Source organism: Desulfoluna spongiiphila (genome assembly GCF_900101345.1).
Taxonomy (GTDB): domain Bacteria; phylum Desulfobacterota; class Desulfobacteria; order Desulfobacterales; family Desulfolunaceae; genus Desulfoluna; species Desulfoluna spongiiphila.
The window spans coordinates 330,170-342,061 of the sequence record NZ_FMUX01000002.1 but is presented as its reverse complement, the minus strand read 5'-3'; the positions used below and the strand labels follow the sequence as shown (position 1 = coordinate 342,061).

At 53.1% G+C, this 11,892-nt stretch carries 5 protein-coding genes; all 5 read right to left on the bottom strand.

Annotated elements, in window-relative coordinates; translation table 11 throughout:
• Positions 1-71: 71 nt before the first annotated feature.
• The 5 genes from BLQ12_RS04555 to BLQ12_RS04535 all read right to left on the bottom strand — a co-directional run bounded on the left by BLQ12_RS04555 (position 72) and on the right by BLQ12_RS04535 (position 11,889).
• The gene (locus BLQ12_RS04555) at positions 72-2,945 is read right to left on the bottom strand and encodes an exo-rhamnogalacturonan lyase family protein (RefSeq protein WP_139163833.1); all 2,874 of its coding nucleotides are present in this window, start codon (positions 2,943-2,945) and stop codon (positions 72-74) included.
• Between the two features lie 446 nt (positions 2,946-3,391).
• On the bottom strand, positions 3,392-5,893 hold the full coding sequence (locus BLQ12_RS04550; protein WP_139163832.1) for an exo-rhamnogalacturonan lyase family protein: 2,502 nt from the start codon (positions 5,891-5,893) through the stop codon (positions 3,392-3,394).
• 579 nt (positions 5,894-6,472) lie between these two features.
• Positions 6,473-9,301 carry an exo-rhamnogalacturonan lyase family protein gene (locus tag BLQ12_RS04545; protein WP_139163831.1) on the bottom strand — a complete coding sequence of 943 codons (2,829 nt, stop codon included), beginning with the start codon at positions 9,299-9,301 and terminating at the stop codon, positions 6,473-6,475.
• A gap of 276 nt (positions 9,302-9,577) precedes the next feature.
• Positions 9,578-10,759: a glycosyltransferase family 4 protein gene (locus tag BLQ12_RS04540; protein WP_092208700.1), complete on the bottom strand. Its 1,182-nt coding sequence runs from the start codon at positions 10,757-10,759 to the stop codon at positions 9,578-9,580.
• A complete protein-coding gene (locus tag BLQ12_RS04535) occupies positions 10,759-11,889 on the bottom strand; it encodes a glycosyltransferase (protein WP_092208698.1) in 1,131 nt (376 codons plus the stop codon). Before BLQ12_RS04535 ends, BLQ12_RS04540 begins: the two co-directional genes overlap by 1 nt.
• Positions 11,890-11,892 lie beyond the last annotated feature (3 nt).

Genomic DNA, 11,892 nt, shown 5'->3' with positions numbered 1-11,892 from the left:
AAAAGGAGTGATTTGCGATGAAACCGGGCCTTCCAAGCCCAAAATTCGCGTTGCTTTTTAAGTTTTGTCCTTTATGGACAGGGTAACGAAGAAATGGTCTTTTCGTGGGCAACGGGAGCCACTTTGTAGTATTTTACAGCAAAGTAGTAATCGATATCCGGATCATACGAGCGGTAAGCAGGGTCGCCTTCAGACAAGCCATATCTGGCATTGTACGCGCTGATGACCTGCGCAACGTCCACAGAGACGGATTCGGCATCCCCCCTTTTCTGTTTCGGTACCGGTTCATTGTCCACGTTCAGTGCTGCCCAGTAGTTATCGTACGTGATCGGGTCGTACTGGTAGGTTCGGGCTACCTGATCGAAGTTAAGATTTTCCACCATGGGCACCGGAGCAACCTTGAGCTGGTACCCATGGATCCCGTCCTGTGGGGCGTTCCATGTAAGGCTGTACACGGAACCGTGGCGCGCAACGGATGACGCGCTGGAATTTCCCATATCCACACGCCCATTACCCACGGGAGCCACATAGCCTGCGACTATGTCTCGATTGTAGTAATCATGAATGAATTTTGACGAATAGGGAGAGTAGACCCGCTCTTCACTTTGCGTCACCAGCATCATCTTGTAATGGGACTTATACTGAACCAGAAAGGCATCGTCCCCCGTCATCTCGTACCCCAAGGCCATCAAAAACGAAAAGGGGTACTCCCCTCTATCATCCGACCCATTGACGGAATCCAGCGCAAGCATGTAGACTTGGTGCTCAAAGGGGATTATCTCTGTCAAGCAATGGTATGCCACCCCCAGGAGATAGTCCTGATAATCTTCGTACATCAAATCATCATCGAAATTTTCAGGACCATACGTCCAGAACGAGTTAGGAAAGATATCGTATGCCATGAACACCTTGTTACATCTCAAGCCTTCCGGACAGTTTCCGGCCTGGCTCATATAGAAAAAGCCACGGTCCAGGTCCCATCCATCCTGATCGGAGTCCAAAGGCGTTGCCCTCATGCTCATGAAATTCCTAACAATACGATATATTTTCTCCCGCCACACATCCGTACTGGCATAGAGACCAAAGGCCCCGGCACGCCTGAGGGCCCTAGAAAATATGCGGGGAAACCCCACATAGGTGGTCCCGTCGTAATAGCTTCCCACAGCCCCTTTGCCGGAGCCCTGGTCGTAAAGGGTATATTCCCCGTGATCTTTCCACGCGTCTATGAAAGACTCGTCACCTGTAAGGAAATACCCAAGGGGGACGGAGATGTCATGAGAGTGCTCCCTGTCGAAGGGTTTATAATTAAAGGCCAACTTCTCTTGTTCCGGCGGTATAACTGTATTCACGTTGGGAAAAAGTTCAGGTCCGTCAAGATAGAAATCAAAATCATCCGAATGCCGTGTTGACCCGAACATCTTGTGGTGGTCCATGTTCTGGGCAGCCAAAAATGCACCGCCGTTGCCTGTCTGCAGGTAGTGAAGATACTGGCACAAATTCACATCATACTGATTATCGCCCCCGGCCTGCCCCCAGACAAAGTGCCTGCGCATGCTGTCCACATTGGAAATCTCATAGCTTTCCAGTCCGATCTCGGCCAGGAACCTCCTCGTCTCTTCATGGGTCGCAAGCCTCTTTTCGTAATAGACGGCACCGGTGTCCTTGTAATGCTGAAATGCCGCCCTCCCGGTGAGGGGGTATTGTATGGCGTAAAAAGTCTGCCTTGGTAAGGGGGCATCCTCCTTTTTCGTAAACTCCAGCACCACCTGCCGTTTGTCATGGGCAAAAAAAGCAAACCCGATATCGTCTTTTGAGTTCCACGGGCTGAAAATATCAATGAACAGGTCACCGTCGTCCTCCATGGTAAACCCTGCGGGCCACATACCGTATAGGTTTCGAATCCCGACATTGATCTGTTTTTCGATCGAGTACATGGCCCCGAAGCCTTCGCTGTGGTCGGTCTCCTCCCCCAGTGAATGCACCTCCGAATCCCCGTTGGCGACCTTAAGCCCCACATCCGGGGCAAGACGCTGCTGAAGCATGGAGGCGCCCCCCAGATACTGCACATACTTGTGGCTGCTGTAGCCCTGGTACAGGTAGGCGGTTCCGTCTATGGTGCCATGGGCTTCCGACCCGGGCCCGGTGGAAAAAAGATAGCTGGGGTCAGAGACCGTTGTGGGCAGCTCAATGCGAAGGGACTCGAAGATCTTTACCGAATAGGAGGCCATCTCGGCGTTTTTGATGATCAGGTCAAGCCGGACTCGGCCGGTGTTCTTGTAAAAATACATGCGCATGGTGTAGCCGAAAAGCCACGGTCCGCTTTCGGGCTTAAGATGCCCATCACACCGGACAACCGCCTTCACAGGGCCGTTCTCTTCGATCGCTGCCGAGGAATCGTTATCCAGGGCCGACGAGTAGCGGGTTGTTCCACTGACGGCTGTGATCCCTCCCGTACCTCGTAAAAACGGGGTATCGCCCACAACGACAGAGTCAAACACGTTGTAGTTCTTCTTCCTGATCACAAACCGGGCAACGCCCGTATTCACCGTAATATGTTCAGGTCCATTCACTGCGAGGTGAGACCCCGCGCTGTTGCCGGAACCGTTGGTGAGCCAGATCGCCTTGCTCCCGTCTGCCTCAACCGACACCAACGTGTCCACAAGCACCCACTGAATGGTGCCGTCGGGATACCTGTGAAGTTCTCGGAACTGATAGTCCGACGAACCGACCAGGCCCAGTTCACTGACGGATCCAATCCCATCAGATGCTTTCAGGGGGATGCCGAAGGATGCGACCTCACCGGCCCTATTTCCCCCTGCCATCCCTTCGGGAAGAAGTTCATGGACTAAAATTTTAACTGCCGATTTGATTCCGCACGTCCCTTGCTGGGGGATCGAGCCACCGATACAGCACACCATGAAAAAAGAACACACGACTCGCTTCACGAAATTACACCGCAACGTATTTACCACCATCAACACCTAAAATTTTGATACACATTAAAAGGAGAAAAAAAGAATCGACTTGCAGGAAACTGCTCCAAGCCTGCACTTGATTGACCCGATCGAAAGCGCTCACAAATATATTTCGCGATAAAACCCCACAACTAATTTACTGATTCGCTGCCTGTTTCAAGAGCAGCACCCCACCAGACAAGATTTCAAAACATATTTTCAATCAGTTATAAAAACAGTCTTTTCTCATACATAGAAAAGGCTTTTTCAATTCGATCCATTCCTGAACAAAATCGAAACGCACCATTATGAATAGGTATGGGCTGTAAATATGTCAGGTGGGGGGCTGAGCGATAAAAGGTATGGAACCTGAAAATTTTTGCGGAATTCAGTCAAAAAGGTCTCACCGAAGGCATAACTGAACACGAACCTTATAATCAAGGAGGGCAAGACAACGACGGTATCGTTATTCCGTGGAAAAAAGGAATCACAGTATAATACTTCACAGCAAAGAAGTAATCCCTGGTTGAGTCATAGGACAGGTAGGCCGCTTCACCGGCTTCAAGGCCGTACCGGGCATTGTAATCATGGATGACCTGTCGTACGTCGATGGCCACGGATTCCGTCTCTCCTTCAACCTGTTTGGGTGTGGGTTCATTGCCCACGTTCAATGCAGCCCAAAAATTGTCGTAAAAGGCCGGATCATAGGTATAAGTCCTTTTTCTCTGGTCAAACCCGAGATTCTCCACCATAGGCTGTGGTGAGAACTTTATCTGGTAGCGCTTGATACCTTTTCTGGGGACCTCCCACGTCAAGGCGTAGACTGATCCGCTTCGCGAAATGTTCATGCCTACGGAATTGCCCATGTCCACACGCCCGTTCCCCAGGGGTGACACATATCCGGTGCACACGTTCCTGTTGTAATAATCATGGATAAAACGCGATGAATACAACGAGTAAACACGCTCTTTGCTCTGAACTGTCAGCATTCCGTTATAATGGGGCTTGTACCTGCTCAAAAACTGATCATTTCCCGTCATCTCATACCCATGAGCCATCAGCCCGGATAAGGGATATGCTCCGGCATCATCCAGAATGGCTGATTTGTCTAAAGTGTATGTATAGGGTTGACGCCCCAGGGGGACCAACTCATTCAATGCATGATAGGAAAGACCGAGCATGTAATCGTAGTAGTCTTCGTGGTACAATGGGTTTCCAAAACCAACTGAATCATAATAGCAAAGGGAATCAGCAAAAATCCCGTATGTCATAAACACGGTATTGGTTCGTTTTCCACCGTAGGTTTCGTTTCCGTGGCGGTGCATATATACATACCCCCGGTCCAACTGCCACCCATCCTTGTTCACGTCCTCAGGGTCGTCCCTCAAGCTGAGCAGCGTCCTTGCCATACGCCCGGCCTTCTCGTGCCACAAAGGATCCTCTGTATACTGGCCAAAGGCACCTGCCCGACGGAATGACCTTGAAAAAATACGAACATACCCAAAGTATGTTGTACCGTCGTAATAGCTAACCTCACCGTGATTTCCAGAGCCCTGGTCATACAGTGTGTACTCACCGTGATCCTTCCAGGCATTCATGATGGATTCATCGCCAGCCAGCAGGTAGCCTATGGGAACAGAAACATCATGGGAATGCTCCCGGTCTAAAAAGCGATTGTTGAAGGCAAGGGGTTGCTTATCCGGATCAATATTATTGATATTTTTAAACCGTTCAGGTCCGTAACGATAAAAATCAAAATCATCCGAGTGACGGGTGGATCCGAACATTTTATGGTGGTCCATGTTCTGGGCTGCCAGAAACGCTCCCCCGTTGCCGGTTTGCAAATAGTGAAGGTACTGGCACAAATTCATGTCGTACTGGTTTGGCCCTCCCCCCATCCCCCAGACATAGTACCTACGCATGGTGTCTACATTTGAAATTTCAAAGCTTTCCAGGCCGATCTCTTTCAGGAATTTTCGTGTTTCTCCGTGGGTTGCCAGTCTGTCGTGAGAATAGATGGCCCGGGTATCCTTGTAATGTTGAAATTTGGTTCGACCGGTCAAAGGGTATTGCACGGCATAAAATGTCCGTTGGGATGCCTTTGCCTCCGTGGTAAACTCCAGCACGACCTGCCGTTTGTCATGGGCGTAAAAGGCAAAATGAATATCGTCTTTTGTGTTGTGGGTGCTGTAGATATCAATATACAGGTGGCCCTCGTCATCCATGGTAAACCCCGCCGGCCACATACCGTAAAGGTTACGAATCCCGCAGTTGATGCGCTTAGCTCCAGAAAAATACGATGCAAACCCTTCGCTGTGGTCCGCCTCGTTTCCCAGTTCATGAATCACAGTGGCACCATTGACCACTTTGAGCCCCACGTCGGGCACCAGGCGCTCCCTTAGCAGACCGGACTCCCCCATGTACTGAACATACTTGTGGCTGCTGTAGCCCTGGTACAGATACGCTGTTCCGTCAACAGGCCCTGTGGATATGGTCCCCGGACCGGTGGAAAAAAGATAGGAGGGATTTGCGATGGTGGTGGGAAGTTCGATGCGAAGGGATTCAAATTCTTTGACGGTGAAGGAGCTTATTTCCGCATTCTTGATGATGAGGTCAAGCCGCGTTCGGCCTGTGCCCTTATAAAAATACATACGCATGGTATACCCGAAAAGCCAGTCATCAAGGGATGACTTCAGATGCCCATCACATCGGATGACAGCCTTTACCGGGCCGTTTTCTTCAATCACTGCCGTGGAGTCACCATCATTGGCCGACGAGTACCGGGTTGATTCGCTGACCGCCGTAACCCCTCCGGTGGGCTCAAGGAAGGATGTTTCGCCTACGAAAACGGAATCAAACACGTTGTAGTTCTTTTTCGTGATCACGAACCGGGCAGCACCGGTGTCCACCGATATTTTTTCCCCCAGATCCGAGGCCAACTGAGGCCCCGAGCTGTTGCCGGCCCCGTTGGTCAGCCAGACAATGCTCTCTTCCCCTGCCGAAACCGATGCCAGGGTATCCACAAGGACCCACTGAACATGGCCGCTGGGGTATCTGTGCAGCACCCTGAACTGATATGCCCCTCCCCCCACAAGACCCAATTCGTCGATGGATTGAACCCCGGCCGCCTCACTCAACGGTATCCCGAAGGATGCGACTTCATGGTTCCTGTGCAGCCCCTTTACGCCATCGGGAAGAAGTTCGTGTATCCTGATCTCCACAGGATGACCTATGGCAGGGTATCCATGTACCGTGACCCCACAGCAGAAGCAGAACGTTAACAAAAACAGCCATAGCGAACTCTTCCGCAGGCCACTACCCACGCCATGAATCGTCATGTACATCTGTCCCCCTTATAGCTCTCAACTCCCGGTCATGCAGCACAATGGAGATCGCGAACCGTCTCAACAACACAACCAATATACCTGTCGTCGATAAAGCGCATTCTTTGTCTTGGTTTGTTTATGCAGTCACCAGGCCATTCAAAAATAAGGGGGGGAAACGAATGACTTTCCATGTTAGGGGGGGCAAGGCAATAATGGGGTGTCTATTCCATTGACAATGGGTGCATCAGCAAAAAACTTTACAGAAAAAAAGTAATCTGTCTGGTCATCATAGACTTGATAGGCGGGCTGGCCGGCGGTCAGGCCATACCGGGTATTGTAAGCGTTGATTGCCTGCGCAACGTCTATGGATACCGTCTCCACATCCCCTTCAGACTGCTTGGGAGTGGGCTCATTGGCGATGTTCAACGCCGCCCAGAAATTTTCATATGCCGAAGGAGCGTATTCATACGCCCTTGTCACCTGATCGAAATTGAGGTTCTCGACCATTGGTGCCGCAGAGAACTTTATCTGATAACGGATAATCTCGTCCATGGGCGCTTGCCAGGTCAATGTGTACACAGAACCGGAACGCGAAACGCCCGGTGCACCGGAGTTTCCCAAGTCGACACGTCCGGCGCCTTCAGGAGCTACATAGCCCGTTAAAATATCGCGATTTTCATGGTTGTGTATAAATTTTGACGAATAGGGAGAATAGACCCGTTCTTTACTCTGGATAATCAGCATCTGACGATAATGGGATGTGTATTGGTCCAAGAAAGAGTCATCCCCCGTCATTTCATACCCGGCAGCCATCAAAAAGGAAAACGGATATTCTCCGGTAAGGTCCGCCGAATTGGCTTCATCAAGTTTGAATCCATAAGGCTGGTGCTCCAGAGGAATGATCTCACGCAATGAATGGAAGGCAAGCCCCAGAATATAGTCTTGATAATCTTCATACATCAAGGGGTCATCAAAGTTCCCGGGGACATAATACCAAAAGGCGTTGGGGAATATATCGTAGGCCATAAACACTTTATTGGAGCGCACGCCGTCGGGCCTGCTTCCATCTCTGCTCATATAGAAAAAGCCACGATCCGAATCCCAGCCGTCTTGATCGTCATCTTCGGGAATTGCCCGCATCCCCATAAAATTTCCTACCATTCGACCGATTTTTTCCCGCCAGACACTCGTGCTTGCATACTGCCCATAGGCTCCGGCACGCCTTAACGCCCTTGAAAAAATGCGAGGGAACCCCACGTGGATTGTCCCGTCGTAATAGCTGTCGACAGGACCTTTTCCGGACCCCTGATCGTAGAGGGTATACTCTCCGTAATCACGCCATGCGTCCATCAACGATTCGTCCCCGGTGAGAAAGTATCCCACGGGTACAGACACATCGTGGGAGTGCTCCCGGTCGAAAAATTTGCTGTTGTATGTCAGGTTTTGGTCGGGTGGGGAGGTGGTGTTCACGTTTTTAAAAAGAGTCGGTCCCTGAACATAGACATCAAAATCATCCGAATGCTTGACCGATCCGAACATCTTGTAGTGGTCATCGTTTTGTGCGGCCAGAAAGGCACCCCCGTTGCCTGTCTGAAGATAATGAAGGTACTTGCACAGCTGGAGATCATACTGATTGGATCCTCCGCCCTGCCCCCACACATAATACCTGCGCAAGGTATCCACATTGGAGATCTCATAACTCTCCAATCCGATATCGGCAAGAAAGTCCCGTGTCTCTCCATGGGTTGCCAGCCTATCTTCCCCATAAACGGCCTTTGCCTCCGCGTAATGCTCAAAATCAGCCAGCCCGGCCAGGGGGTATTGCAGGGTATAAAACGTCTGTTTGGGATCCTTTGCCTCCGGTGTGAACTCCAGAACCACCTGCCGTTTGTCGTGGGCGAAAAAGGCGAATCGGATGTCATCTTTGGTGTTGCGGGGGCTGAACACATCAATATAAAGATGCCCGTCTTCGGTCATGGTAAACCCCGTGGGCCACATGCCGTAAAGGTTCCGGATGCCGCAGTTGATCTGCATGCCCTGGGTGGCCATGGCGGCAAACCCTTCGCTGTAACTCTTCTCATCGCCCAGGGCGTGGATCACCGAGGCCCCGTTGACAACCTCAAGCCCTACATCCGGGACCAGGCGTGCCTTGAGCAAATCCGCACCGCCCAGGTACTGCACATATTTGTAGCTGCTGTAGCCCTGGTACAGGTGAGCGCTGCCGTCGATGAACCCTCCGGCCTGTACTCCCGGACCGGTTGAAAACAGATAGGAAGGGGCGACCATGGTGGTGGGAAGCTTAATACGTACCGATTCAAAGGTTTTCACGGAGTAGGAACTGATCTCTGCATTTTTGAGGATCAGGTCCAGGCGGGTACGTCCTGAGCCCTTGTAAAAGTACATGCGCATGGTGTAGCCAAAGAGCCACGGACCACTTGCGGGTTTAAGGTGACCTTCGCATCGGATCACGGCCTTGATGGGGCCATTTTCTTCGATGACCGCCGTGGACTGCTCGTCATTTGCCGAAGAGTACTGGGTTGTTCCGCTGACAGCCGTGATGCCGCCTGTGTTCGAAAGAAAAGAGGTGCCCCCGGCCACCACGGAATCAAAGACGTTGTAACGGGCTTTTCTGATGACAAACCGGGCGGCACCGGTGTCTACCGTGATGGTGTTGCCGTTATCCGCAGCCAGGTCTATGGGCAGACTGTTTCCCGAGCTGTTGCCAGAGCCATTGGTGAGCCAGATAACCGTGCTCTGCCCCGCCGGAACCGAGGCCAGTGTGTCGATGAGCACCCATTGAATGTTACCGCTCGGGTATCTGTGCAGCACCCGGAACTGATAATCCCATAGTCCGGAAAGTCCCAACTGATTGATGGTTTGAATCCCGTCACAGTCCCTTAAGGGTACCCCGAAGGTGGCCGCTTCATGGGGCCTGTCCAGCCCAGATACGCCCTCCGGGAGCAACTCGCGAACCTCGATCCTCACGGCAGGATCCACCGCACACTCGCCATGGGTCGACATAACGCCGCCAACGCAAAACATCACGACAACAGCGCACCATACGCGCCTCTTCAGGACACCCTGCAAGGATTCTTTCATCATGTTCACCTATCATGGTCAAACGAAGTGGAAAGAACAAACCGACTACCGCTCCAACGTTTCCCGCCACGCGAAAAACGTCGACCGTGATGCTATGGATTCCCCATAGGACATGAACTTTGCAGGGCATTCGCAAAGGGGCCAGGACCAGCCGCAAAAGGCGTTACATAATATGTAAGGGTTTGATTATTTGTTATATTAGCGCATAGACACCCTCTTTAAAACAGAAACAACGTTTTGTGCCACCATGGCCCAGGACCGGGACTGCCCATAGGCACCGATGGCACTGCGGTCCCAACGGGTGTCCAAAGCCCGGCGGATTCCCGCCACAAAGGAGGGCACATCCCGCGCCACCAGAACCCCTAAATCATCGGACCGGACAATCTCGGGAATACCGTTGACCCGGGTGGCCACCACCGGGGTCCCGCAGGCCAGGGACTCGGAGATGACGTTGGGCCAGCCTTCCCGCTCGCTCCCCAAAAAAAAGAGATCGGCGGCGTTGTAATAGTCCACAAGGGTTCCGTGGGGAACCTGCCCGCAGAGAACGACTCGACTGCCCAGGCCCAGGGCCTCAACCTGGCGATGAAGGGCGCCTCGTTCCACCCCGTCGCCCACAATGTACAAACAGGTATGGTCCGGCTCTTCTGCCACGATCCGACCAAAGGCCTCCACCAGGAGGTGGTGTCCCTTGAGCCGGATCAGGGACCCCACGGAGAGGATCACCCTGGCATCAAGGGGGATTCCCAGACGCTGCCGCGCCTCAGCCCGATCCGCGGGATAAAAGGCGGTGCCGTCGATGCCGTTGGGGATAACGCTCACCTTGTACGAAGGGATACCCAGCTCCACCATCATCTCCTTGAGGGAAGCACACACTGAAATGACGGCATCGGCCTGTGTCAGGGTGTAGCGAAGCAGGGGCCGGATCATGGCAAGGTTTGAAAACTGATGGATATCGCTGCCCCGGGCAGAGACCGTCACCGGCTTGTTCAGGGCCTTGCCCAAAAGGACGGCCGCAAAGGCATCCGGGTACATGTAGTGGGCGTCGATGACGTCAAAGGAAAAGCTCTTTTCCAAGGCCTTGACGGTTTTCAGAGCCCCAAGGAAAAGACACACCCCGTAGGCCGTCATCCCCACCTTGGGGGTCACAAGGTATCTGGGGTGATAAACCGTCAGGCCATCCACCCTCTCGCGGGCGGCCACCTGGGAGAAGCGATACCACGCCTTGAATCGTTTGATCGGCGGAAAATAGGGGACAGGGGCCACCACACGGACCTCATGACCATCCATCTCCGAAACCGCCTTCATCCTGTTTTTGATGAACACCCCGTGGGCAGGGGCCGTGTTGTTGGGAAACAGGGTCGAGAAAACCAGAATCTTCATCAGCCGGCCATCTCCAGATAAAGGCGGTTGTACCTGTCCACCATGGCGCGCACCGAAAAGGTCTCCCGAACCCAGGCCCGGGCTCCGGCCGCGAGCCGCCCGGCAAGGGACGGTGTGTCGAGCAACAGCTCTATCTGGCGTGTAAGGTCATCCAGATTCTCCGACTCAAAGACCAGGCCCGTGCCCATATGCGATACGATCTCGGTATTGCCCCCGACCCCTGAGGCGATGAGGGGCACCCCCAAGGCCGATGCTTCCAGCAGTGCCACCGAGATCCCCTCGGACAGGGAGGGCAACACAAACAGGTCAAAAAGGGGATAAAATCCCAGAGCATCGAGGCGTTCACCGGTAAAGATCACGTGCCCTTTTAGCCCTGGCTTTTGGGCATACGCTTCGAGGGGCTCCCGCTCGGGTCCGTCCCCGACGACCATCACCACAAGGTCTTCCCGCCCCAACCCGATGAGTCGTTCCACCGCTTTTAGCAGCAGCAGATGGTTCTTCACGGGGGACAAGCGAGAGACCACCCCTGCCACGGTTTTTCCACGCAGCCCCCAGGCGTCCCGCGACTGGGCTGGCACCTTCTCGTTCGGCGAAATCCCGTTTCGAATGGTCTCGACCTTTTTCCCCAGCACCGGATAGACAGCCTTCATCTCGTGCTCAAGGGCACCTGAAACAACGATGACACGACGGGTAAAAACCATCAGGAAACGCCAGAGACGGGGATGGGCCAACTCGGCGTTGTCCCCCCCGCTGTAACCATGGATGGTGGTCAGACATCGGAACCTCAGCCCCTGGGTCAGAATCACCGCAAGCACCGTATAAAACCACGGGGTCTCCCCGTGGGCGTGAAGGGTGGTATACCCACAGCGCACCGCCAGCCTTGCCACCTTGAAAGGCAGGGAGAGGTCAATACCCGGTTTCCTCCTGACCAGATGAACCTCATGGCCTGTGTCTTCAAGGGCCTCTGCCAGCCGCCCCTTCTCATCCAGGCAGCACACCCCATGGGAGATCCCGGCGGCCTCTCCCCCTTCGATCAGGGAAGAGACAATGCGCTCGGCCCCGCCGATCCCCAAAGAGAGCACCACGTGCAACACCCTGTCTTCAGCCTTCTTGGTTGATTGAAACCACATGTA